Source organism: Sphingomonas sp. BL-S-29, assembly GCF_055521495.1.
In genome coordinates this window covers 2,424,573-2,447,741 of record NZ_CM145482.1, presented here as the reverse complement: position 1 = coordinate 2,447,741, position 23,169 = coordinate 2,424,573, and the positions used below count along the sequence as shown (strand labels likewise).

Annotated in this window: 20 protein-coding genes and 1 pseudogene; 13 read left to right on the top strand and 8 right to left on the bottom strand. The window is 65.2% G+C overall.

The features are described from left to right. Positions 1 to 57 precede the first annotated feature (57 nt). From ACZ1I2_RS11620 to aat, 7 genes are all read left to right on the top strand, one after another. Positions 58 to 564, top strand: coding sequence for a DUF1993 domain-containing protein (locus ACZ1I2_RS11620; RefSeq protein WP_465174082.1), 507 nt, complete (start codon positions 58 to 60; stop codon positions 562 to 564). After that, positions 564 to 983, top strand: a complete 420-nt coding sequence (locus tag ACZ1I2_RS11615) for a hypothetical protein (RefSeq protein WP_465174083.1) — start codon at positions 564 to 566, stop codon at positions 981 to 983. The genes ACZ1I2_RS11620 and ACZ1I2_RS11615 overlap by 1 nt, the downstream gene beginning before the upstream one ends. 845 nt (positions 984 to 1,828) lie before the next feature. Next, the gene (locus ACZ1I2_RS11610) at positions 1,829 to 2,320 is read left to right on the top strand and encodes a DNA-deoxyinosine glycosylase (RefSeq protein WP_465169543.1); all 492 of its coding nucleotides are present in this window, start codon (positions 1,829 to 1,831) and stop codon (positions 2,318 to 2,320) included. 185 nt (positions 2,321 to 2,505) lie between these two features. Continuing rightward, complete coding sequence (locus ACZ1I2_RS11605) at positions 2,506 to 3,807, top strand: Y-family DNA polymerase (RefSeq protein ID WP_465174084.1); 1,302 nt, start codon at positions 2,506 to 2,508, stop codon at positions 3,805 to 3,807. Between the two features lie 126 nt (positions 3,808 to 3,933). Further along, positions 3,934 to 4,314 (top strand): hypothetical protein, encoded by a 381-nt coding sequence (locus tag ACZ1I2_RS11600; protein ID WP_465173958.1) that lies wholly within the window; start codon positions 3,934 to 3,936, stop codon positions 4,312 to 4,314. Positions 4,315 to 4,417: 103 nt separating this feature from the next. Further along, complete coding sequence (locus tag ACZ1I2_RS11595) at positions 4,418 to 5,134, top strand: ParA family protein (RefSeq protein WP_465169545.1); 717 nt, start codon at positions 4,418 to 4,420, stop codon at positions 5,132 to 5,134. A gap of 86 nt (positions 5,135 to 5,220) precedes the next feature. After that, a complete protein-coding gene (gene aat, locus ACZ1I2_RS11590; RefSeq protein ID WP_465181661.1) occupies positions 5,221 to 5,892 on the top strand; it encodes a leucyl/phenylalanyl-tRNA--protein transferase in 672 nt (223 codons plus the stop codon). Positions 5,893 to 5,927: 35 nt separating this feature from the next. On the opposite strand, the pseudogene ACZ1I2_RS11585 reads toward aat, so the two are convergent. The 5 genes and pseudogenes from ACZ1I2_RS11585 to ACZ1I2_RS11565 all read right to left on the bottom strand — a co-directional run. Beyond that, positions 5,928 to 6,161 (bottom strand): annotated as a pseudogene (locus ACZ1I2_RS11585) (DUF2155 domain-containing protein); the annotation flags it as partial. 185 nt (positions 6,162 to 6,346) lie between these two features. Further along, on the bottom strand, positions 6,347 to 6,736 hold the full coding sequence (locus ACZ1I2_RS11580) for an NADH:ubiquinone oxidoreductase subunit NDUFA12 (protein ID WP_465169547.1): 390 nt from the start codon (positions 6,734 to 6,736) through the stop codon (positions 6,347 to 6,349). Between the two features lie 60 nt (positions 6,737 to 6,796). Then, positions 6,797 to 7,294 (bottom strand): DUF192 domain-containing protein, encoded by a 498-nt coding sequence (locus tag ACZ1I2_RS11575; protein ID WP_465177150.1) that lies wholly within the window; start codon positions 7,292 to 7,294, stop codon positions 6,797 to 6,799. A 10-nt stretch (positions 7,295 to 7,304) separates the two neighbouring features. Beyond that, positions 7,305 to 7,895 (bottom strand): cold-shock protein, encoded by a 591-nt coding sequence (locus tag ACZ1I2_RS11570; RefSeq protein ID WP_465169548.1) that lies wholly within the window; start codon positions 7,893 to 7,895, stop codon positions 7,305 to 7,307. A 71-nt stretch (positions 7,896 to 7,966) separates the two neighbouring features. Then, the gene (locus ACZ1I2_RS11565) at positions 7,967 to 8,506 is read right to left on the bottom strand and encodes a regulatory protein RecX (RefSeq protein ID WP_465169549.1); all 540 of its coding nucleotides are present in this window, start codon (positions 8,504 to 8,506) and stop codon (positions 7,967 to 7,969) included. Positions 8,507 to 8,624: 118 nt separating this feature from the next. On the opposite strand from ACZ1I2_RS11565, the gene ACZ1I2_RS11560 reads away from it, so the two are divergent. Continuing rightward, positions 8,625 to 10,394, top strand: a complete 1,770-nt coding sequence (locus tag ACZ1I2_RS11560; protein ID WP_465169550.1) for a fatty acyl-AMP ligase — start codon at positions 8,625 to 8,627, stop codon at positions 10,392 to 10,394. 209 nt (positions 10,395 to 10,603) lie between these two features. Here ACZ1I2_RS11560 and ACZ1I2_RS11555 read toward each other — a convergent pair whose 3' ends face one another. Then, positions 10,604 to 11,356 carry a winged helix-turn-helix domain-containing protein gene (locus ACZ1I2_RS11555; protein WP_465169551.1) on the bottom strand — a complete coding sequence of 251 codons (753 nt, stop codon included), beginning with the start codon at positions 11,354 to 11,356 and terminating at the stop codon, positions 10,604 to 10,606. 410 nt (positions 11,357 to 11,766) lie between these two features. Here ACZ1I2_RS11555 and ACZ1I2_RS11550 point away from each other — a divergent pair, with 410 nt between their 5' ends. From ACZ1I2_RS11550 to ACZ1I2_RS11535, 4 genes are all read left to right on the top strand, one after another. Continuing rightward, positions 11,767 to 14,178 (top strand): PAS domain-containing sensor histidine kinase, encoded by a 2,412-nt coding sequence (locus ACZ1I2_RS11550; protein WP_465169552.1) that lies wholly within the window; start codon positions 11,767 to 11,769, stop codon positions 14,176 to 14,178. Then, positions 14,175 to 14,822, top strand: a complete 648-nt coding sequence (locus tag ACZ1I2_RS11545; RefSeq protein WP_465169553.1) for a response regulator transcription factor — start codon at positions 14,175 to 14,177, stop codon at positions 14,820 to 14,822. The genes ACZ1I2_RS11550 and ACZ1I2_RS11545 overlap by 4 nt, the downstream gene beginning before the upstream one ends. A 155-nt stretch (positions 14,823 to 14,977) precedes the next feature. Beyond that, complete coding sequence (locus ACZ1I2_RS11540; protein WP_465174085.1) at positions 14,978 to 15,661, top strand: ATP-binding protein; 684 nt, start codon at positions 14,978 to 14,980, stop codon at positions 15,659 to 15,661. Between the two features lie 161 nt (positions 15,662 to 15,822). Then, positions 15,823 to 16,821 (top strand): alpha/beta fold hydrolase, encoded by a 999-nt coding sequence (locus ACZ1I2_RS11535; RefSeq protein ID WP_465174086.1) that lies wholly within the window; start codon positions 15,823 to 15,825, stop codon positions 16,819 to 16,821. Between the two features lie 42 nt (positions 16,822 to 16,863). Here ACZ1I2_RS11535 and ACZ1I2_RS11530 read toward each other — a convergent pair whose 3' ends face one another. Both ACZ1I2_RS11530 and ACZ1I2_RS11525 read right to left on the bottom strand, forming a co-directional pair. Next, a complete protein-coding gene (locus ACZ1I2_RS11530; RefSeq protein ID WP_465174087.1) occupies positions 16,864 to 17,118 on the bottom strand; it encodes a hypothetical protein in 255 nt (84 codons plus the stop codon). A 305-nt stretch (positions 17,119 to 17,423) separates the two neighbouring features. After that, positions 17,424 to 20,426, bottom strand: a complete 3,003-nt coding sequence (locus tag ACZ1I2_RS11525; protein WP_465174088.1) for a TonB-dependent receptor plug domain-containing protein — start codon at positions 20,424 to 20,426, stop codon at positions 17,424 to 17,426. A gap of 342 nt (positions 20,427 to 20,768) precedes the next feature. On the opposite strand from ACZ1I2_RS11525, the gene ACZ1I2_RS11520 reads away from it, so the two are divergent. Continuing rightward, entirely contained in the window at positions 20,769 to 23,126 is a 2,358-nt protein-coding gene (locus ACZ1I2_RS11520) for a putative bifunctional diguanylate cyclase/phosphodiesterase (protein WP_465169558.1), read from the top strand. Positions 23,127 to 23,169 lie beyond the last annotated feature (43 nt).

The following is a 23,169-nucleotide window of genomic DNA, read 5'->3' as shown; positions in this document are numbered from 1 at the left end:
GCCCTGCCGTCCTTGGCGGCATCGACGCCCCGCCCCCACCTCGCTACACCGCGCGCCATGACGACTCAGCTCTACGATCTCACCGTCCCGATCTTCCTCCGGGGCTTCCACGCAATGTCCACCTTCCTCGCCAAGGGGGAGGCCTTCGCCGCCGAGAAGGGGCTGGATCCAACGGCGCTGCTCACCGCCCGGCTGATCGAGGATATGGCGCCGCTCACCGGCCAGATTCAGCGCGCCAGCGACACGGCGAAGCTCGCCGCAGTCCGCCTCGGCGGGGTCGAGAACCTTCCCATGGCCGATGAGGAAACCAGCTTCGCCGACCTGCAGGCGCGCATCGCGAAGACGGTCGCCTTCCTCCAGGCCGTCCCGCGCGAGGCGATCGACGGCAAGGAGGAGACCACCGTCACCCTCACCACGCCCGGCGGCTCGATCGACTTCACCGGCCGTTCCTATGTGACCAATTTCGCCCTGCCGAACTTCTATTTCCACATCACGACCGCCTACGCCCTGCTGCGCCACAAGGGCGTGCCGATCGGCAAGCTGGACTATCTCGGCGCGCGCTGATGCCCGTGCGACTGCCGACCGCGACACCGCGCGCCGCAACGCTGGCCGCCGCCCTGCTGCTCGCCGCCCCGCTGCTCCTCACGGGCTGCGGTCGCGGCGGTGATGGCGACAAGGCCGGCGGCACGGCGGAGACGGCGTTCACCCCGATCGGCGGAGACGTCTTCACCGTCGTGATCGCGCCGAATGCCGACCTCGCCAAAACCGAGGCCGCGTTCCGCAAGCAGTGCGAAGGCCGGCAGGCCTGCACCATCTATGGCTGGACGGACCCCGCCGCCGCCGCGCGGGCTGAGCCCCTCACCGACCCGCAAAACGCGACCCTCGCGGTACGCTACACGCACAATGCGATCGGCCGGGACGACACGGAGTGGGACTGCATCCGCTTCAGCAAGGCAAAGGCCCCTTGCCTGCCGAAAGCGTAAACGGGGACTGAGGCCCGCGCCGCCGCCCCTGGCACCCGTTCCAGTCGACTGGAGACCTAGCCTGTCGCAAGCGTCTTCGAGAGGCTCGATGGCACTCGGTCGGGCTTCGCTCCTTGCGGCGCGGAAGAGGTTTCACGCGAAGCCGCGAAGACGCGAAGCAGAAGACGCAGAGCATAGAGCGATCGCCCTGCCGCCGGCCTTCCGCGAAAGCGACCGCTCGATCCCGTCCGCGCCCTGCCCAATCTCCCTTCGCGCCTCCGCGTCTTCGCGTGAACCAAATCAGGCCAGCCCGGACGGACGCCGATAGTGGATCCACCCCCGACCATCCCCGATTCAACCCGCCGCGCCCCTGTGCTCAAATCTCCCGGAACCGCCCGCACGCCACCTCGTTCGGGCACCGAACTACTCGATTCAACGGGCGAGAAAGCGTGAAGAAACTACGACCCATTCTCATAATTCTGGAAGTAAAAGGCGAATACCCCTTCAGTACGCTGAATCGCCTTTCGCCACGTCCAGACAGTCCCCGTGCCAAGGCAGATTCCGATCCTCGCCGATTTTCTTGCAGGCCCGAAGAAACACAAAAAAAATTCGGGGTCGACGTCGGCTGGCAAAAATCATCGAATAGTTCGAGATTTTCCGCAGACCCGCGCAAAGCATGCCGCGAATTCTTCGTGACTATTATCCCGCCGCTCCAACACCCGCCGGCGAAAGGCGCATGATTGATTCAACCGTCCCCCACCCTCCTCTATTCCGGCCGCAGACATAGCCCACACCGCTCTTTTCATCGTCCAACCCCTTCCCACGCAGCGCTTCGACAAGCGCCTCGCGACCGGTAAAGCACGCAAATGGTCGCGAAACGCTCCTTCCCCCCGGTCGTGAACCCGCAGGTCCGCCTGCTCGTGCTCGGCAGCCTCCCCGGTGATCGCTCGCTCGCCGTACAGCGTTATTACGCGCATCCGCAGAACCAGTTCTGGCGGCTCATGTCCGGCGTCATCGATCGCGATCTGACCGCGCTCGCTTATGAAGACCGCCTCGCCGCCCTGCTCGCCGCCCATGTCGGCCTGTGGGATGTCGTCGCCAGCGCCAGCCGCGACGGCAGCAGCGACGCCGCGATCCGCGATCTCGTCGGCAACGATCTCGCCGGGCTGGTTGCCACCCTGCCCGATCTCCGCGCGATCGGCTTCAACGGCGCAACTTCCTTCCGCCACGGGTCGAAGCAGCTCGGCGCGGCGCCCGGCCTCGCACTGGTCGCCCTCCCCTCCAGCAGCCCCCTCCACACCGTCGGCGCAGCGGCGAAACAACCCGCATGGAACGCGCTGCGGAAGTACCTGGCCTAACCACAACCCCCTCCCCCTTCTTGCTTCCCCGGCGAAGGCCGGGGCCCAGTTGGGAGACGCTTGGAAACGGTCGGCGCGCTAGTCACGAACCCTTCCCCTACTGGGCCCCGGCCTCCGCCGGGGAAGGTAAAAGGAAGTCCCGAATCCGATTCAACAAATCCCGCCGTTCATGCTATGTTCCCATCGTGCCGGACGACTCGCCCCTCCTGCCCCCACGCCCGCTGCGCTGGCTGTTCCTCGACCTGAACAGTTATTTCGCGAGCGTGGAGCAGCAGCTCCAGCCCGAGCTGCGCGGCAAGCCCGTCCTCGTCGCGCCGGTCGACAGCGACACCACCGTCGCCATCGCCGCCTCGGTCGAGGCGAAGCGCTACGGCATCTCCGCCGGCACGCCCGTCTGGGAAGCGAAACGCCTCTGCCGCGACCTCATCATCACGCCCGCCCGGCACGAGAAATATGTCGAGTTCCACGACGCCATCATCGAGGAGATCTGGAAACACGTCCCCGTCACCCGCGTCTGCTCGATCGACGAGGTCGCCTGCCGCCTGCTCGACAATGAGAACAGCCCCGAGGCCGCGATCGCGCTGGCGCACCGCATCAAGGCCGGCATCCGCGCCAATATCGGCGAGTGCATGACCAGCTCGGTCGGCATCGCGCCCAACCGCCTGCTCGCCAAGCTCGCCTCGGACATGATGAAGCCCGACGGCCTGGTCGTGCTCTCCGCAGACCAGCTTCCCCAGCGCCTGTTCGACATGCCGCTGCGCGACATCGCCGGCATCGGCGCAAAGATGGAGCGGCGCCTCGCGCAGGACGGCATCAACGACATCCGTCAGCTGTGCGAACGCCGCCCGCGCGATGCCGGCACGGCCTGGGGCGGCACCAATGGCGACCGCCTCTGGTACCTGCTCCACGGCGTCGACCTGCCCGAGAAAGCGACGCAGAGCCGCTCGATCGGCCACAGCCATGTCCTCTCGCCCGGCAAGCGCGGCGTCGAGCCGGTCCGTCTCACCGCGCGCCGCCTCGCGCTCAAGGCGGCGAGCCGGCTGCGGCGCAAATCCTGTCGCAGCCGCCTGCTCGTGCTCCACGCCCGGTTCGAGGATGACAAGTCGACCTGGCGCGCCAGCATCAAGCTGCCCGCCACGCAGGACAGTTTCGCGGTGCTGGCCGGGCTCGAGGCACTCTACCCGCGGCTGGTCGCGGTCGGCCGCGCCCGTCCGGGCGACTTCCAGATCCGCATGGTCGGCGTCACCCTCGCCGAGATCGAGCCGGTCGCGGGGGAGCAGGACTCGCTGTTCGCGCTGCTCGATCCGGACGACCCGCTGGCACGCGAGACTCGCACGCTCTCGCTCAGCCGCGCGATGGACCGAATCAACCAGCGATTCGGCCGGAACGCGGTCAGTGTCGGCCCGCTTCATGGCGGCAGATTGGACCGGGTCGGCACCAAGATCGCCTTTGGAAGAATCCCGGAATTGAGCGAGTTCCACGAATAGTCCGACACTTGCCAATGCTTTTTGATATTACGATTTTGTGACCGCCCGGAATGGGTCGGAGAATCCTATACGATGCACTAATAAGCTATTGACGCACCCGATTCTGTGAGCAAAGCAGCCTCCGACATGACGAGCCGCTTCATCCCCCTCGCCGCCGTCGCGCTTCTCGCGCTTTCGGCCTGTAACAACGACAAGCCGGAGACGGTCACCTTGACCGCGCCGGATCCGCAGGCGGCCGAAATCGCCAACCGCGCGCCGGTCGAACTGCCGCCCGCGATGAAGGCGGAAGCGACCATGCGCTGCAAGGACAACAGCCTCGTCTACGTCACCTTCTTCGAAGGCGACAAGATGGCGGTGGTCAAGCTGGCCAAGGACGGCCCGGCGACGACGCTGAAGGCCGAAAAGGCCGGCGATCCGCTCAAGGCCGAGGGCTATTCGCTCACCGGCACGCCCAAGAGCATCAGCCTGACCGCGCCGGGCAAGGGCTCGACCACCTGCCACCAGTAAGGCACGGGTTCATCGACTTCCAACAGGCCGGCGGAGCGATCCGCCGGCCTTTTTCATGTGCCGAACGGTTGCGCGGTTCCAGCGGGTCGGGCACGATGCCGCTATGGCGACCATCGCGATCTACAGCCTCAAGGGCGGCGTCGGAAAGACCACGCTGGCGGTCAACCTCGCCTGGTGCGCCGCGACCCTCTCGGCCCGCCGCACTCTGTTATGGGATCTCGACCCGCAAGCCGCGAGCAGCTTCCTGCTCTCGTCGGGCGGCAAGACCAGGGATCAGGCCCAGTCGATCTTCTCGAAGGACGTCGAGCCGTCCAGGTTGATTCAACCCACCGGCATCGATCGGTTAGACCTGATCAGCGCCGACTCGTCGCTGCGCGGGCTCGACCTGCTCTTCCACGAGCTCGACAAGAAGAAACGCCTGCAAAAACTGCTTACGGGCCTCCGCAAATCCTATGACCGCATCCTGCTCGATTGCCCCCCCGGCCTCACCGAGACGAGCGACCAGGTGATGCGCGCCGCGGACCTGATCGTGGTGCCCGTCATCCCCTCGCCCCTCTCCGAGCGGGCTTATGCCGAGGTGGTCAAGCATCTCGGCAGCAAGGCACAAATCATGCCCGTCCATTCGATGGTCGACCGCCGCCGCAAGCTCCATGCCGCGGCGCTGGCGCGCAACCCCGACTGGCCGGTCGTGCCCATGGCCAGCATCGTCGAGTCGATGGCGGTGCGCCGCGCGCCGGTCGGCGCCTATGCTGCGAAGTCGCCGGGCGGCCAGGCCTTTGCCCAGCTCTGGCAGGCGATCGAACGGCGGCTGGTACAGTGAAGGCTGGGCCGCCCGATCCGGCGGCTGCGTTCACGCCGCTCGATCCGCAGCTGGTGCTCGGCGCCTATGCGATCGGCGTTTTCCCCATGGCCGATGCCCGCGACGCCGACGGGGTCTATTGGGTAGAGCCAAAATTCCGCGCGATCCTGCCGCTCGACGGCTTCCATCTCTCGCATTCGCTGCGCAAGACCATCGCCTCGGACCGCTTTCGCGTCACTGGCGATGCTGCCTTCGAACGCGTGATCGCGCTCTGCGCCGAATCGGCCGCCGATCGCCCCGACACCTGGATCAACCCGCAGATCGAGCAGGCCTCGATCGAGCTGCATCGCCTGGGTTTCGCCCATTCGGTCGAAGTGTGGGACGGCGACCAGTTGGTCGGCGGGCTCTACGGCATCGCGCTGGGCCGGGCGTTCTTCGGGGAATCCATGGTCAGCCGCGCGCGCGACGCGTCGAAGGTGGCGATCGCCTGGCTGGTCGCGCGGCTGCGTATCGGCGGTTTCACCCTGCTCGACTGCCAGTTCATGACGGATCATCTCGCCTCGCTGGGGGCGGTCGAGATTCCGCGCAGCACCTATGTCGGGTTGCTGTCCGCGGCGGTCGACGGGGTGGTCGGCACCGGCGCCTCGGCGGCGGGCGCTGCCTCGGCGGGCGACTTCTTCGCGCTAGACCGCGGCGTGCCCTCATCGCTGCCGACCGGCACCGACTCGGGGCCGCCGGCAGGGAAGGTCATCGCGCAGCTCTTGGTCCAGACATCGTAGATCGGGTGCTGGACGACGTTCAGCGCCGGGCGCTCCTTGTACAGCCAGCCCGAGAATGCCCGCTTCCAGGTCCGGTCGAGCTGCTGCACGTCGAGCTGGACAAACGCCCCGGTATAATGGTCCTGCTCCCAGGGCGCGGTCTGCTCGCAGGCACGCAGCCGGATGATCACATCCCCCACCCGCACCGCCTGGCCCGGCTTTAGCGTCACGTCGCGCGCGACGCCATTGCGCTTGTTGAGCAGCCCGATCACCGCGACGCGCTGCGCCATCGGCGTGGCGCCGAACGACGGATCCGCGCCGGCCGGCACATCGACCGTCACCACGCCGGACGGCGGCTGATCCTCGTCGAGCGCCGTCTTCGTCGTCGCCTTGGAGCCGGACGTGGCGGCTTTCCGGTCGCACGCGCCGGTCGCGAGCAGCGCAAGGATCGCCGCGCCGCCCAGCAGTCGACGCATCACTCCGGAGTCCAGGCTTCGTAATCGCCGGTGGCGGCGGCGCGATGACCGCCCTTTTCCAGCGCCCCGGGCGGGCGATAGGCGAGCGCGGTGCCGGTCATGTTCGGCACCGCGGGCTTCTCCCACATGCGCGGCGCGGGCAGCGCACGATCGGGCAGGTCGTCGACCTGGTGGTGCAGCCAGCCGAACCATTCGGGCGAGACGCGGCTCGCATCATTGGCGCCGGCATAGATCACCCATCGGCGCGGGATGCCGTTGGGGTCGGTACCGCCCTGATAATAAACATTGCCGAGATGGTCCTCGCCGACCTGCGTCTTGCCGCGCAGGCCGATCATGGTGCCCCAGGAGGCGCCGTTCCACCAGGTGAATGGATTGAGGTTGATGCCCATGCGCCGCCGCTTACCCGTTGCTCGCCACGCGGGCAACTGCCCTCTCGCAGGTCCGCCTCATCACTTGCCGTGACCGGCCCAGGTCACCTTGTCACCCTCGGCGATGCCAAGCTCCGCCGAGCGACCGCCGTTGATCTCCAGCACCGCCGCGACCGGCTCGCCCGAAGGGATCGGAGTCTCCGAAAAGGGGACGGTGTTCTCGGCGATCGTCGCGATCGTGCCGTCGGCGCGGATGAAGATGATGTCGAGCGGACTCGGCGTGTTCTTCATCCAGAAGCTCGCTTCCTTCGGCCCGCTGCCATTGGGCGGATAGGGTGCGAACAGCATGCCGGCGTTGGGCGCGATGCCGGTGCGGAACATCAGGCCGTGCTGCTGTTCCTGCTCGGTCTTCGCCGTCTCGACGGTGAAGTCGTGCGTGCCGTTGGCGCTGGCGATGGTCAGCGCGATCGTCGTCGCGGGCGTTTCCGCGGCGCCGGAGGCGGCCGTCGCGCCATCGCTGGAACAGGCGGTAAGCGTCAGCGCGGCCAGCGCAAACGCCGCCGCGAAATTCTTCAGCATCATGACAGACTCAGCCTTCCTCTTCGACCACTACCGCGAGCGGGCCCTTGCGGCCCTCGACGATGCGCGCCCGAAGGCGCCGATCGGGCTCGACTTCGGCGATGCCGGCACGCCGCAGCGTTTCCATATGGACGAATATATCGGCTGAATCCGCATCGCGCACGAGGAATCCATAGCCTTTCAGGCGATTGAACCACTTGACCGTTACTGCCTCGAACGGCCCCGCATCCTCGACCAGCGCCGCGGGATCGATCCGGTCCTCGCCCTGCCTGAGCCTGACCGGCGGCTCGATCGCGTTGGTCAGGTCGATCGAGATGATCTCGCTCGCCTGGAAGCCGCGCTCGCGCCGTACCGCATGGCAATCGACGCGCGCGCCCTCGGGCAAGCTGCGGCGACCGTGCGGCTGAAGGACGGAAAAGTGGATCAGGACATCCCCGATCGAAGGATCGTCGGCGACGATAAAGCCGAAGCCCCGGGTGACGTCGAACCATTTGAGCGTGCCCGAGACCAGCGGCGCAGCCGAAAACGCGACGGGCGACGCCTCGTCGATCGACTCATCCCAGGCCCGGCCCCCGAACGCCGGTTGCGGATCGTTACGCATGACCAACTAATCCCCCGGATCCTATATTAGCACGGATCATCGCTAGGACAAAAACGACAATTCAACCGAATTCACTCGAATTGATCGATATCCTCACCGGGCGCCATCGAGACGATCCGGCGCGCCAGCGCGAAGTCGTGACCGCCGCGGATCATCGCTGCGATCTGCTTCTCGCGCTGCGGCCGATCCGGCGCAACCACAGCGAACGGGCCGATCCGCCGCTTGCGGGCAAAGGTCAGCGCTGCCTCGACACGTCGCGCCTCGATCGCCGGGGCCAACGCCTCGGCATCCTCCTCACCGATCCCGGCCTGGCGCAGCACACCGCCCACGCGGCGCTTGCCCAGCCCGCGCCGCGCCATCGCGCTGGCGCGCGCCTCGCCGAACGCCCGGTCATCGATATAGCCCAGCTGGGCGAGCTTCTCGGCAAGGGCCGCCGGGTCGCCGCGCTCGCCCTCCCAGCCCCGTTCGCGGATCTTGCGCATCAGATAGGATGTCAGGCGTCCCCGGGTCGTCGCGAAGCGTTCGACATAGCGCAAGGCCAGCCTTTCCAGCGCCCCCGCATCGAGCGGCGGCGGCGGGCGGCGCTCTCGGCTGGGGCGGGCTTGCGGCATCACGCCATCATTGTGCCACACTCGGAACGGATTTTGAACGCTTGGAAGCGGCAGAGATGCAGGCTTTCATAGTGGAGCGGCTTTTGGGGAAAGGCCGCATTCAAGGGCGCAAGGAATAATGGTTAGTGACGTTCCGGGATCGGAAGAGCTGTTGGCGGAGCGCGCCACGGTGACCTCGACGCCCACCGAAGATTCGCTCGCGCGGCGCTTCGCGGATTTCGAAACGCTTGGGGAAGCGCTCGATTTCGCGGCTAGCGGCGTTCGCGGCCTCAACTTCCACGATGCCCGTGGTGGTCTCGTCCGGCCCTATCCGTTCTCCGAGCTGCGCGAGGATGCGCTGGCGATGGCGCGCCGGCTGATCGCGGCCGGCGTCAAGCCGGAGGACCGTATCGCACTGGTCGCCGAGACCAGTCCGGATTTCGCCGCGCTGTTCTTCGGCGTGGTCTATGCCGGCGCATGGCCGGTGCCGCTGCCGCTGCCAACCTCGTTCGGCGGCCGCGATTCCTATATCGAGCAGCTCCGCGTTCAACTTTCGAGCTGCGATCCGACCATGCTGATCTACCCGCCCGAACTGGCCCAGATGGCCGGCGAAGCGGCCCGCCTCGCCAGGCTCGAGGGCGTCGACTGGTCGGAGCTGGTCGCGCGTCCCGTACCCGACGTCGCTTTGCCCTCGGCCAAGGGCGACGATATCGCCTATCTGCAATATTCCAGCGGATCGACCCGCTTTCCGCACGGCGTGGCGATCACCCACCACGCACTGCTCAACAATCTCGCGGCGCACGGCCACGGCATGGAATTGCAGCCGAGCGACCGCTGCGTCTCGTGGCTGCCCTGGTATCACGACATGGGCCTGGTCGGCTGCTTCCTGTCGCCGGTCGCGAACCAGGTTTCGACCGATTACATCAAGACCGAGGATTTCGCGCGGCGCCCGCTCGCCTGGCTCGACATGATCAGCCGCAACAAGGGCACCACCCTCTCCTATTCGCCGACCTTCGGCTACGACATCTGCGCGCGCCGCATGTCGAGCCAGACCAAGGCGAGCGACCGCTTCGACCTGTCGCGCTGGCGCGTCGCGGGTAACGGCGCGGACATGATCCGCCCGGACGTGATGCAGAGCTTCGTCGACGCGTTCGCCGATGCCGGCTTCAAGGCCTCCGCCTTCCTGCCGAGCTATGGCCTCGCCGAAGCGACCCTGGCCGTGTCGATCATGCCGCCGGGCCAGGGCATTCGGGTCGAGCTGGTCGAGGAAACCCAGCTCTCCGGCGTCGCCGCGGGGCAGGACCGGCCGCAGCGCTACCGTGCGATCGTCAATTGCGGCAAGCCGGTGCGCGACATGAAGGTAGAGATCCGCGAAGAAGACGGCACGCCGCTTCCCGAGCGCGCGATCGGCAAGGTCTGGTGCTCGGGCCCGTCGGTGATGGTCGGATACTTCCGCGACCAGGCCTCGACCGACGCCTGCATGGTCGGTGGCTGGCTCGACACCGGCGACATGGGGTACATGTCGGATGGCTATGTCTATATCGTCGGCCGGGCGAAGGACATGATCATCATCAACGGCCGCAATCACTGGCCGCAGGACATCGAATGGGCAGTCGAGCAGCTGCCCGGTTTCAAGGCCGGCGACATCGCCGCCTTCGCCATCACCACGCCGGGCGGTGAAGAGACCCCCGCCGTGCTGGTGCAGTGCCGCAGCTCCGACGATGCCGAGCGCGTGCGGCTGCGCGAGGAAATCCGCGAGCGCGTCCGGTCGGTGACCGGCATGAACTGCGTGATCGAGCTGATCCCGCCGCGCACCCTGCCCCGCACCAGCTCGGGCAAGCTCAGCCGCGCCAAGGCGCGCAATCTGTATCTCAATGGCGAGATCAAGCCCTACGACATCGCGGCGTAAGGCGCGGCTCGGCTGGCCACTCTTCGTCGGTCGCTCTCAACGGCTCATGGTGGGCCTGATCGGCGAAGTCGGGTTCATAAATCACGGTGCCGGAAATAGCGGCAGCGACGGATAGTTTGAATCGAGGCGGGTTGCTCAGAATGTCATGCAGTTCACTGACATTCTAAATGATGCGCCTTTGGCAATTATTTTATTAATCAACTACTTGATTAAATATCGCTGCACAGCTCCGAAACAATGGAGACGTCGCGGTCGCGGGGGACCAGGACACAGAGCATGCGACAGGGCCCGGCCGAAAGGGTCTCGATCGGATGATTGGAGCCGCGTCGTGTCACCACGCTGCCGGGCTTGAGCAACACCACGGTTTCATCGAACCAGAGCGTCATCTCCCCATCGATGACAATCCCGTATCCGGCACGTTCAAACAGGTCGTGCAGCGGCGACAGGCCAGCCCTGGGTTGTTGGATCGAGGGGACATTGGCCACTCGCATGCCTGTCCATTGATCCGAAACATCAAGCATCGAGGCATCTGTCGGAACGCATAGGTCGCCATCATGCTCGGTCCAGCCGACACTCTCCCTCTCGGGCGGTTGTAGGCTCCCTTCGCCCGCGGGCGCTTCCCGGGGTTGGCCAAAAGCCGCCCGCGTTTCGACCGGAGCAATGAAGCGATACCCTCGCCCCGGCATGGTCGCGATATATTTGACGGCGCCCACATCGTCGCCCAGCGCGCGCCGCAGCGCGGCGATGTTGACCTTGAGGTTGCTTTCATCGACCGTCGTCGTGGGCCAGACCCGGACCATGAGATCTTTCTTGGACAGGAGTTCTCCTGGCCGCTCCACGAGCGCGGTCAACAGATCGAGGGCACGTCCACCGATCTGCACCCGGGCGTCGCCGCGCGTGAGCAATTGGCGCTCGGGCGCGAGCAGGAACGGTCCAAAATAGAAAATCCTTGCTTCGCTCATGTGATCCACCCCTGTTTTGGCTCGCCTGAACAACAGCCGCGTTCAAACGAATTGCTGGAAATGCGATCATGTCTCCGCTGCTGTCGATCGGATCGTAGCTCGCTCGTAACGAGCCCTCAAATTCAACTTGGTCGTCGATCATTGGATGTGAGTCCTGCTTCGCTCGACTTTGGTCTAGGCCGGATCACACAAGCGTGAAGCGCCGCCGCCCTATCAACCAAGGTGCGGCATCGCGCCCACAAAAGGGGCGGGAACCCCCATTATTTCTTGAATGCCTAGCGCATGGTCGTGTCGCGATCGACGTTAGTCGAGTGGTAGCGGCCTTTCGCGTGCGCTAGGGTGAACGTCGGATTTCGGTTGCCGTGAACGCCCCCACGGCCCGCGGTGAATGATGTTGGGCGGGAGCTGTAGTGAGCGGACACACGAGGTCTGTCGCGCCAGGCGAGGCAAGAGAGTTGCAGCAATGCCGCGACGATATCGACCGGTTGAGCCGGCTGCCGGCGGCGTGGAAAGGCGTCGACCCTACCTTCATCGCCGAGCACGTTCTGGAAACGCTGCTCGACATGCTCGGGCTGGATTTCGTCGGCCTTCGCTTCAGCGAAACCCCGCACATCTTCCGGCGCGCCGCCGATGCCAATGGGCTCGAGCCCATGCTCGCCGCCGTGCAAACCTGGCTCAAGAGCGATCCGCAATCGTCGTCGGCCATGCTCTCGATCGGGGGCGATCAACTGTTCGCCGTGTCGCTTCCGCTCGGCGCCATCTCCAGCATGGGGCAGCTCATCGCGGTGTCGCGACGGGACGGGTTTCCCCGGCCCGACGAATTGCTGAAGTTGCGGATCGCGGCAAGCGAGGCAAGCCTCGCCATCCGCGAGGTACGCGAGCTCAGCGACCGCGCGCCCCCCACCGACATGCGCCCGGAAAAGCCGACAGGAGAGGCGCTGGCGGAAAGCGAGTGGCGGCTGAACCTCATCATCAATACCATCCCGGCCATGGCCTGGTCGGCGACGCCGGACGGAATGCTCGACTTCGGCAATCAGCATTTCCTGGATTTTATCGGAGGGCCGTTCGAGGAGATCGGCGGGCTCAATTTCTACCGCATCTTCCACCCCGACGACACGCCTCATCTTCTATCCGCCTGGCAGGAGATCATGGCGTCGAAGCGCAGTCGCGAGGTAGATGGCAGAATCAGGCGTGCCGACGGCGACTATCGGTGGTGCACGCTGCGGCAGAAGCCGTTGTTGGACACGAAGGGAAACGTCATCAAATGGTATGGGGTGGTCCTCGATATCGAGGATCGCAAGCGCGCCGAAAATGCCTTGAAGGACACCAAGTCCGCTCTTGCGGCGAGCGAGCAGAATCTCCGTCTCATCATCGATTCACTCCCGGTTCTCGCCTGGGTCGCCCGCCCGGACGGGGGCGCAGATTTCGTCAACCAGCGATGGGCGGAATATGCCGGCGTCGACGCCGAGACGATTCTGGAATGGGGCTTCCTCAATTTCTACCATCCGGACGACGTGGCCGACATGGTGGAGACCTGGAAGGATTGCCTCGCCACGAAAGACCGGATGAGCCTGAAAGGGCGAATCCGACGGTTCGATGGAGAATATCGCTGGTTCTACTTCGCCGGGCAGAAGATAACGGACGCGAACGGCGTGGTTCGATGGGTCGGCGCCAATATCGACTTCGAAGATCTGCAGCGTGCGGAGGATGCGCTCAAGGCGAGCGAGCAGCGGCTGAAACTGATCATCGATACGATACCCGCCATGGCCTGGTCAGCCAACGCCGATGGAAAGGTCGATTTCTGGAACAAGAACCTGCTCGACTTTTGCGGTCTTCGGTTCGAGGACATCATGGAAGAAGGCTTTTATCGCATCTTCCACCCCGATGACCTGGAAACGATGCGGTGCAGCTGGGACCGGGTGCGAGCGGCAAAGCGCGGCGAGGAAGTCGATGGACGCATTCGCCGTGCGGATGGCGAATATCGATGGTTCAACTTGCGACAGGCTCCCCTGCTCGACGACAATGGCGATGTGGCCAAATGGTACGGCGCGCTCATCGAAATTGAGGATCGCAAGCGCGCCGAGGAGGAGTTGCGACAGAGTCAGAGCGAACTCGCGCGCGTCGCACGCATGACGACCCTGGGTGAACTGGCGGTCTCGATCGCGCATGAAGTCAACCAGCCGTTGATGGCGATCGTCACCAACGCCGGGACGTGCCTCCGGTGGCTCGATGAGACGCAATTCGACCCCGTCCAGGCGCGGCAGGCAGCCGAACGCGTGATCCGGGACGGACATCGCGCCGGGGAGATCATCGCGAGTATTCGGGCGCTGGCGCGCAAGGCGCCCGTCCGCATGGAGCCGATGGACGTACAGGAGGCGATCCGCGACGTGTTGCTGGTGTTGAACGGCGAGTTCCGGCGCCGCGGCGTCACCGCGAGCTTCGATGCCGCGCGAAAGCCGCTGATCGTGCTGGGCGATCGCACCCAGTTGCAGCAGGTCGTGCTGAATCTGGTGATGAACGGCGTGGAGGCGATGGCGGAAACCGACGGCGCGCGACGGCGTCTGACGATATGCACTGCGGCCGATGGCGATGGGTTCGCCAGGATCAGCGTCACGGATACGGGCTTGGGCCTCAAGGCCGAGCTAGTGGACCAGATCTTCGAGGCCTTTTTCAGCACCAAGCCTGACGGAATCGGGATGGGCCTGTCGATTTGCCGGTCGATCATCGAAGCGCATGGCGGTTCGATCTCTGCGTCGAACAATGCGCCGCGGGGCAGTGCTTTCAGCTTCACCGTGCCCATGGCGCCGGGGAGAAGCCAGTGACGGTCGAGCGCGGTGACGATGAAGAGCCGATCGTCGTCGTGATCGACGACGACGCAAGCGTGCGCGAGGCATTGCGCGGTCTGTTCGAGTCTGTCGGGCTCCTCACTGCGACCTATGGTTCAGTTCAGGCGTTTCAAAGCGACGAGGCGCCCGGCGGACCATGCTGTATCGTCCTCGACATCCGCTTGCCCGGCCAAAGCGGCCTCGAATTCCAGGAAGCGATGGCAAAGGGCGACGCGTCCTGGCCGACCGTGCTGATCAGCGCCCATGTCGACGTTCCCATGGCGGTGCGGGCAATGAAGGCCGGCGCGGTCGATGTGCTGACCAAGCCCGTTCACGAGCAGGACCTGCTCGAGGCAGTCAATCGCGGCATCGCGCAGGACAGGCTGCACCGCAGCGAGGCGCGCGAACGCCTGGAGCTGCAGTCGAGATATGCGACGCTTACCGAGCGGGAGCGCCAGATCATGGCGCTCGTCGCGACCGGAAGGCTCAACAAGCAGGTCGCAGCCGAGGTGGATCTCACCGAAGCGACGGTCAAACTCCATCGCGGCCATGTGATGCGCAAGATGGGGGCGGACTCGGTCCCCAAGCTGGTGAGGATGGCGGACGCGCTGGGTATTCGGGACGGCACGCAAGGAAGTTGACGGTCGCCCGCCCCTGCCCCAGCGCTCGGCCCCGCGCAGCTTAACCTCAATTTACGGGCAGTCGCCTGGCTTGTCCGATAAGTCCTGTTGCGGGCCCCGAGCGGCCGCAGCGCAAGACGGCGCACTGCGCCGATGCCCTCCAGGGGAAGGCCGATATGCAACCGGACACCAGTTGGTCCCGTCATGCAACGGACCCGAGCGACGTAGAGCTCGCAAGCACGTTGCTTCTGGCGGAATTCATCCACCGCTCGGCGAATGACTTCACCGTTGCCTGCGCCGAGGTGCGTATCGCCGCAGGCGGAACGACGCTCGACCGAGTCCGGGACCAGCTGACGACGGCGATCGAGCGGCTGCATGCCCTGGCGGCGATCCAGCGCCTCCTCCAGCCACCGCGCGAGGACGTGATGGATCTTGCCGACAAGCTCTGCGCGCTTTGTCGTTATCAGGCTCAGGCGCGGTTCGCTGGACAGGCCGCGTTCGTGCACTGTCGCTCGGCCGAGATCCGCATCGATGCCGCGCGCGGCTGGCCATTGCTGATGATCGTCGCCGAACTCCTGACGAACGCGGCGCGGCACGCCTTTCAGGGCCCGGGCGGTTTGATCCATGTCGACCTGGCGAGCCACGACGGCGAAATCCACTGTGCCGTGCGCGATGACGGCATCGGCATGCAGCCGACGAGCGTGACGCCGCGGGCCGGGACGGCGATCATTGCCGAGTTGGCGCGCGCAGCCGGAATCCGGATGACGGCGCGCAGGTGCCGCTCCGGCACCGCGTTCGACCTGCGCATGACGATCGAGACATCCGGCGTGGTGGTCGCGGGCGACGATGCCCGCCCCTGACGCAATCCTTCGATCGCGCCCGCCCTGGGCGCGCCGGCCCGGGCGGCCGCTGCCGCACGTACAAATTACCGGAATTCACCAGTGCTAACGCCCATCGATTTTCCAGGACTGTAGAAGTCGATCCGCCGCTCACCCAACACGGCGAAGCAATGGAGGACGTCATGAGCAATGTAAAAATCCCCAAGATCAGCCGACTGACCTTGCCCCTGTTGCTTGCCATCGCCGGCACGGCGCCCGCGCCCCAGGCATTCGCTGCCTCCGGCGCCCCCGCGGCGGTTGAGCCCCGCGCCCCGGTCCCGATCTTCCATCGATATGCGACGATCGACGGCGTGAAGGTCTTTTATCGCGAGGCCGGGCCGGCGGACGCACCGGTCGTGCTGCTGCTGCACGGCTTCCCGACCTCGTCGCACATGTTCCGCAACCTGATCCCTCTCCTCGCCGACCGGTATCGCGTCATTGCGCCGGACTATCCGGGTTACGGCCAGAGCGATGCGCCGGATCGCGCGCATTTCACCTACAGCTTTGCCCATTATGCCGACATGATGGACTCGCTGCTCGGGCAGCTCGGCGCGCGGAAATACGCGATGTACGTGATGGATTACGGCGCACCCGTCGGCTATCGCCTCGCGCTCAAGCATCCCGAACGGGTCAGCGCGCTCATTGTCCAGAACGGCAATGCCTATGAGGAGGGGCTTCGCGCCTTCTGGGATCCGATCAAGGCCTATTGGGCCGACGGATCAACGCAGCACCGCGACGCCCTGGGTCGCCTCGTGACCCTCGACATCACCAAGTTCCAGTACACCGACGGCATGAGCGACGTCGCGCGGATCGCGCCTGACAATTGGGTGCAGGACCAGGCGCTGCTGGATCGGCCGGGGAACAGGGAGATCCAGCTCGACATGCTCTACGACTATCGCACCAATGTTCCGCTCTATCCCCAATTCCAGAACTTCTTCCGGACGCGCCGTCCGCCGACGCTCATCGTCTGGGGCAAGAACGACACGATCTTCCCCGCGGAAGGCGCCTATCCTTATCGCCGCGATTTGCCGGATGCCGAATTCCACCTCCTCGACTCAGGTCATTTCGCGCTCGAGGACAAGCTCGACGAGATGGCACCGCTCATCAACGACTTTCTTGATCGAAAACTGGCGAAGCCCTGAGCTCATGAACGGGCTGGGGCGGCAATCTGAGCCAGGCCGAGGTCAGAGTGGCGAGCACCCAAGGCGACGGCGTCGGGCATCGCGCTCGGCGTCAGCCTGTTCGTTCTGGTGGCGGCGATCGGCTTCACCCTCGCCACCGGCGGCGCGGCGGCGCCGATCGTCGTGGGCGTGGTGGCGCTCGTCGGCGTCGGGGCGGGCATTGCCGGCATGGTGACCTTTACCCCGGGGAGCAGAACGCAAAAAATGGCCGAGATCCAAAAGAAGAATGTAGGAACTCGACGCCGCGGATGCGCTCATCCTGGCGCTTGGGCAGGTGGCATCGTCGATCGGCGCGCTGGTCGGCCAGGCCAACGAAGCGCGCAAAGGCCTGGGGACGCAGCTCAACACCTGGACGACGCTCGAGACCAAGCTCGACTAGAGCGGCGAGCGTTAAATCTGATCCGTTCGTCCTGAGTAGGGATCGAGTAGCCGAAGGCGCGGCTACTCGATGGCTACTCAGGACGAACGGGTGGTGGTGGCTCTGATGTAATGCAAGCTACTCTAGGTGATGAAAAATGGGCGGCTCCTTGCGGAGCCGCCCCAGTTTTTCGACGGTGGTACGATCAGAACTTGAAGCTTGCGCCTGCCTTGAACGTGCGCCCGATCAGACCGGCATAGTGCCAGGTGGTCAGGAAGTTCGGCGAGCTCGCATAGGACGCCGGCGCGATCGGTGCGCGGGCACCGAGCACGTTTCCGACATTCGCGAAGAAGCTGAACTGGTCGTTCACGCGGACCGTCGCGTTCATGTCGACGGTGATGAAGCTGTTCACATAGCAGAAGCTGTTGCCGGTGCCGTCAGTCGGCGTCTTGTACAGGTTCGCCGCGCACGCCGTGGACAGATTGCCCTGGTCGGTCGCGACCTCCTTGATCCTGCCGACATAATAGGCGGTTGCGCTCAGCGAGAACTTCCCGACTTCCAGCGTGTTCTGCCAGTTGCCGCGAATGCTCGGCGTGCCGTTGCCCGAGGACAGATCGTACGGCCCGAGCGTACCGGCAAACTTCTGCACACCCGACGCGGTGTGGCGGTCATACTGAATGACATAAGTCGCCTCGGCGCGGCTGGTGAAGCGGATGCCGTCGCCGAGCGGGATACGAGCGGTCGCCGAGAAGTCGAGACCCGAGGTCAGATCGTAGTTCACGTTGACGAACGGCGCGTTGATGATCAGCAACCGCGGCAGTGCGTTGGGCGCCGCCGGATCGACACCGTCGATCGTGTTGACCGAATAGCCCGGGCCTACCGCCGCAACGGCCGCCGTGGCGGCTGCCAGTGTCGACTGCGAATAATAGGCAGTGATGGCCTTACCCGCATCCGGACCGTTGGCGATCAGGTTCGACTTCTTCACGTTATAATAGTCGACCGTCATGCTGAGCCACGGCACCGGCTCGAAGATCGCGCCGGCGGTGAAGCTGCGCGACGTTTCCGGCTTCAGGTTCGGGTTGCCGACGAAGCCGCGGCCCACCGAATAGGCCAGGTTGTACGGATTGCCATTGGCCGAGCAGGTCGTGGTGTTGCCGGTGCCGTTGTGCGCCAGAATGAAGAGGCACGACGGCGTGGTGGTGACGAAGCCGGCATATTGCGAGCGCGGTCCGGATTCAGCGAAGGTCGGCGCGCGGAAGCCTTGCGAATAGGTACCACGGACCGCCAGCTGCTTGATCGGGGTGAACTTGAAGCCGATCTTGGGCGAGAAGCGGCCAAAACCTTCCGAATAATGGTCGTAGCGACCCGAACCGTTGATCTCGAGGATATCGAGCACCGGTGCCGCGATTTCGAAATAGCCGGCCGAGACCGTGTGCTGGCCGAACGCCGACGAGGTCGTCAGGCTATAGGTATCGAGCGCGGCATTCTGGTTGTTGTTCTCCAGCGATTCGCGGCGCACCTGGCCACCGATGGCCACCATGAGCGGGCCACCGGGCAGCTCGATCAGCCGCTTGGTGATCGCGGCGTCGACCGAATACATTTCCGAATGCGACGGCGTGATCTTGTCCGGTGCGATGGCATCGCGCACCGCCTGAGAGTTCAGCGACGGATTGACGAAATTATAGCTGCCGGTGTTGATCGCGTTGAGCGTGGCGGCGATGTTCAGATAGCCGTGCTGGACGATCTCGAGATTGTCGCGGGCATAGACGCCGTCGATCTTCCAGGTCCAGTCGTCGCCGAAGCTGCCGTTCAGGCCCGCGGCGAAGCGATAGACTTCGTTGGTGCGGTCGCTGCCGGCTTTGATGTCGCCGAACAGATAGTAGATGCGCGCTGCGCCATTGGCAGGATCGGCGGCAAAGGCAGCCGCATAGGGATTGTTCGGGTTGAGCGCACGCCCGGGCGTGCCCGGCGTCGCGCAATTGACGCCAGAGGTGCAGATATAGACCGGCAGGACGATGCCGGGGTTGCTCGACGCCAGCGACGGCGCGCCGCCATAAGGTTGGGTGTTGCGCAGGGCGCGCGGGGCGTTGAGAATGCTGACATAGCTGTTGGAATAGCTGCCAGTGACATAGGCTTCCACATTGTCGGCCAGGCGCAGGCTGATGCGACCGTTGACCGAATATTTGCGCTGCAGCGGAGCAAGCTGGAAATATTCGTCTTCGATATTGTGCTTGCAGCCAACGCCGTTCACCGCCGCGCTGACCTGCGTATAGGTGCCGGCCGCGCAGTTGAGGTTGAGCGACTGATACTGGGTCGTCAGCACCGCCGTGCCGCCGCTCAGCGGATTGTTCAGATTGCTCTGAGTCGTGCGCACGACGACCGCGTTCGGCGTCGCGGTGGTCAGCGAGTTGTCGGCACCGTTATTGTCCGCGCCGCCGATCGAAGTCAGATCGCGGTTATTGTACGGGAAGCCGCGGCTGTGCGCGGTGACGCGACCGTCCTGCTGGAATTCGCCGTTCAGATAGACGTTGAAGCCCTTTTCCGCATAATCGCCATAACCGACCGTCAGGTTGGCGCGTTGGTGACCCGCGTCGCCCTTCTCACTGGCGCCGGCCTCGACCGTGCCGGCGACGCCGACAAACTGCTTCTTCATGATCAGGTTGACCACGCCGCCGATCGCATCGGCACCGTAAGTGGAGGACGCACCGTCCTTCAACACTTCGATACGGTCGATCAGGCTGAACGGAATCGAATTGAGATCGACATAGGCGTTATGCCCATCGTCGTTGATCGGGAAGTTGGTCGAACGCAGACCATCGACCAGAACCAGGGTCGACGAGACGCCGAGGCCGCGCAGCGAGACGGCGACGCCACCGGCCGAGAAGCCGCTCTGGAAGCCGACGCCGATCGAGCCGCCGCTATCGGCCGAGACCGAGCGAATCGCTTCGGCAGCCGTGGTGATGCCCGCCTTGGCCAGGCTGTCCGCGGTCAGCACGGTGACCGGCGACGGCGTTTCGGTATCGGTGCGGCGGAACAGCGAGCCGGTGACGACGATGTCCGCCGATTCACCTTCGGCCGCCTGGTCGGCAGGCGTGGCGCTGGCCGGCGCGTCCTGCGCGAAGGCAGGGCTGCTCAGGCCCAGCAGAAGGGCGAGCGGCGCGGCACTGGCACACAGACGCGTGGCGTTAAGGCGATGAAATGAACGCATTGATGAAGCCCCCGATATTTATGGTTATGTGCATCGGCCGAATGAGCCGAGCCGGGCGCTTTGGACGCCCGATGGAGCCTACGTGTCTTGCAGAGCAATTTTTGTAAATTGGATAAGGTCCGGTGCGGAGCTTTCCAGCCACCGTGTTACAATTGTGCAACACAGTCCCGCTATGCCCGCGCTAGAACCGTACGCCGGACCTGTAGAAGTAATCGTGACCGCCCTTCGGCAGGTGTTGCGGCAGTGGCCCGCATATGGACACGACATCGTACTAAAATAAAACCTCCGAATCGGTTCCTCGCCTAACCATCCGCTAACCAACGCTGGTGTAGCGATAGCGGCGTGAGCACTCGTCCCGCCTCCCAATTCGCCCGCCCGCGTATCGATGGCCGCGCGCTGCTCGGCCTGTACGACCCGGCCGACACCACTGATTGGGCGCCGATTCGTGCCGCCCAGGTCAATGCGGGCAGCAAGCTCGCCCTGTTCCTGCTGGCGGCCAATGTGGTCGGCGCGATGCTGGTCGCCATGGTGCTCCAGCCGATCGCGCCGCTCTGGGCGCTGGCGAGCTGGGGCGCCGCGGTGGCGACGGTCGCCGTGACCATCACGTTCCGCCGCCTTTCCTTCCGTCATCGCACCGCGCAGACCGCGACGTTGCGCGACGTCCGCCATACCGTGATCGAAGGGATCGCGCTGGCCACGGTCTGGTCAGTGCCGCCTTTGGTCTTCGGCATCAGCGCTGACCCGACGACCGCCTTCGGCCTGTGGATCGTCGTCGCGCTGCTGATGACGGCATCGGCCGTGGCCATGGCGGCCCTGCCCATGGCGACGCTCAGCTTCCTCGGCATCCTGGGCGCCGCCGTCGCGGTGATGCTCTATTTCGTCGGCGGATCGCTGTTCGCCTCGACCGCGATCGTCTTTACCGTGCTGCTGATGCTGGTTTGTTTCGGGCGCGGCAAGGCGCTGGTCGTGATCCGCGCGGGCGAGATCGCGCTGGCCGAGCGCGACGAGACCGTCAGCCTGCTGCTCCGCGAGTTCGCCGAGCATAGCGCCGACTGGCTATGGGAGACCGATGCCAATCGCCGCATCGTCCGCGCCTCGCCCCGCTTCGCGCATTCGGTCGGGCTTGATCCCCTCTCGGTCAACGGGATGCCGTTCCTCCAGGTGCTGGCCGGCTCCGCCTGGGAGTCCGGCAATTTCTCCGCCGGCCTGCGCACGCTGGCAGCGAAGCTGAAGGGTCGCGAAAGCTTCCGCGACCTGCTGCTGCCGGTCGAGGTCAATGGCGAGGAACGCTGGTGGGAGATCGCCGCCAATCCCCGGCTGGACGATCACGGCGCCTTTATCGGCTTCCGCGGCGTCGGCTCCGACGTCACCGAGCAGCGCGCCTCGGCCGACAAGATCAACCGCATGGCGCGTTTCGACACGCTGACCGGCCTGCCCAATCGCCTGCTGGTCAACGAGGCGCTCGTCCACGCCCTGGCCGATGCGGAGAAATGGGGCAGCCGCTGCGCCTTCATGATGATCGATCTCGATCGCTTCAAGGCCGTCAACGACACACTCGGCCATCCGATCGGCGACCGCCTGCTCGGCCGGGTCTCCGAACGGCTGAGCCAGTTGATGACCGACAACGAGGTGGTCGGGCGCCTGGGTGGCGACGAATTCGCCGTCGTCGTGCGCGACGCCGGCGATTCGGCCCGCATCGAGCAGCTGGCCCACACCATCATCGAAGTATTGTCGCGCCCCTATGAGCTCGACCAGCATACGCTGTACACGGGCGCCAGCGTCGGTGTGGCGACCGGTCCGCGCGATGGTCGCAACGCCGAAATGCTGATCCGTTCCGCCGACCTCGCGCTGTACCGCTCCAAGGATGCCGGCGGTGGGGTCGTGCGCATCTACGAGCCGCAACTGCATGTCGAGGCGGAGGAGCGCCGGGTTCTCGAAGTGGCACTGCGCAAGGCCGTGCAGAATGACGAGATGCACCTGAACTACCAGCCGGTGGTCGATGCCATAACGGGCGCGCTGACCGGATTCGAGGCTCTGTTGCGCTGGACTCATCCGCAGTTCGGCACGGTCTCGCCCGTGAAGTTCATCCCGCTCGCCGAAGACGCCCGGCTGATCGCCCCGATCGGCGAGTGGGTGCTGCGCACCGCCTGCGAGGAAGCGGCGCGCTGGAAATCGCCGGTGCGCGTGGCGGTGAACGTCTCGCCCGACCAGCTCCACAACCCCGCCTTCGTCTCGATCGTCGCCTCGGCGCTGGCCAATAGCGGCCTGACGCCGGAACGGCTCGAGCTGGAGGTGACCGAAAGCGTGTTCATGCGCGAGGGCACGGGCGCGACCAAGGTGCTGGAACGCATCATGGATCTGGGCGTGCGGCTCAGCCTCGACGATTTCGGGACGGGCTATTCCTCGCTCGGCTATCTCAGCCGCACCAAATTCTCCTCGATCAAGATCGACCGCAGCTTCGTGCAGGGCGCCTCGCGGAAAGTGCCCGAGGCGATCGCGATCATCCGTGCCGTCGTCGCGCTCGCGCAAAGCCTGGGCATGGCAACCACCGCGGAAGGCGTCGAGACCGAACAGGAACACCGCATGGTGCAGGATCTCGGCTGCACCAGGGTCCAGGGTTATTATTTCGGACGCCCGCTGCCGGTCGAGGAAGCGCGCGCGGTTGCCGATCGCGACTGGGGCGCGTCAGCGGCCGCCTGAGCGCTTGCCCCCCGCCCAACGTCACGCTAAAGCCCGCATCCGC

What these genes read in the sequence shown, in the direction of transcription:
- ACZ1I2_RS11560 (WP_465169550.1), top strand. Translation starts at nt 8,625, where the DNA reads ATGGTTAGTGACGTTCCGGGATCGGAAGAGCTGTTGGCGGAGCGCGCC.
- ACZ1I2_RS11530 (WP_465174087.1), bottom strand. Translation starts at nt 17,118, where the DNA reads ATGAGCGCATCCGCGGCGTCGAGTTCCTACATTCTTCTTTTGGATCTC.
- ACZ1I2_RS11570 (WP_465169548.1), bottom strand. Translation starts at nt 7,895, where the DNA reads ATGCGTAACGATCCGCAACCGGCGTTCGGGGGCCGGGCCTGGGATGAG.
- ACZ1I2_RS11525 (WP_465174088.1), bottom strand. Translation starts at nt 20,426, where the DNA reads ATGCGTTCATTTCATCGCCTTAACGCCACGCGTCTGTGTGCCAGTGCC.
- ACZ1I2_RS11610 (WP_465169543.1), top strand. Translation starts at nt 1,829, where the DNA reads ATGGTCGCGAAACGCTCCTTCCCCCCGGTCGTGAACCCGCAGGTCCGC.
- ACZ1I2_RS11595 (WP_465169545.1), top strand. Translation starts at nt 4,418, where the DNA reads ATGGCGACCATCGCGATCTACAGCCTCAAGGGCGGCGTCGGAAAGACC.
- ACZ1I2_RS11555 (WP_465169551.1), bottom strand. Translation starts at nt 11,356, where the DNA reads ATGAGCGAAGCAAGGATTTTCTATTTTGGACCGTTCCTGCTCGCGCCC.
- ACZ1I2_RS11580 (WP_465169547.1), bottom strand. Translation starts at nt 6,736, where the DNA reads ATGGGCATCAACCTCAATCCATTCACCTGGTGGAACGGCGCCTCCTGG.
- ACZ1I2_RS11600 (WP_465173958.1), top strand. Translation starts at nt 3,934, where the DNA reads ATGACGAGCCGCTTCATCCCCCTCGCCGCCGTCGCGCTTCTCGCGCTT.
- aat (WP_465181661.1), top strand. Translation starts at nt 5,221, where the DNA reads ATGGCCGATGCCCGCGACGCCGACGGGGTCTATTGGGTAGAGCCAAAA.
- ACZ1I2_RS11575 (WP_465177150.1), bottom strand. Translation starts at nt 7,294, where the DNA reads ATGCTGAAGAATTTCGCGGCGGCGTTTGCGCTGGCCGCGCTGACGCTT.
- ACZ1I2_RS11615 (WP_465174083.1), top strand. Translation starts at nt 564, where the DNA reads ATGCCCGTGCGACTGCCGACCGCGACACCGCGCGCCGCAACGCTGGCC.
- ACZ1I2_RS11540 (WP_465174085.1), top strand. Translation starts at nt 14,978, where the DNA reads ATGCAACCGGACACCAGTTGGTCCCGTCATGCAACGGACCCGAGCGAC.
- ACZ1I2_RS11565 (WP_465169549.1), bottom strand. Translation starts at nt 8,506, where the DNA reads ATGCCGCAAGCCCGCCCCAGCCGAGAGCGCCGCCCGCCGCCGCCGCTC.
- ACZ1I2_RS11535 (WP_465174086.1), top strand. Translation starts at nt 15,823, where the DNA reads ATGAGCAATGTAAAAATCCCCAAGATCAGCCGACTGACCTTGCCCCTG.
- ACZ1I2_RS11620 (WP_465174082.1), top strand. Translation starts at nt 58, where the DNA reads ATGACGACTCAGCTCTACGATCTCACCGTCCCGATCTTCCTCCGGGGC.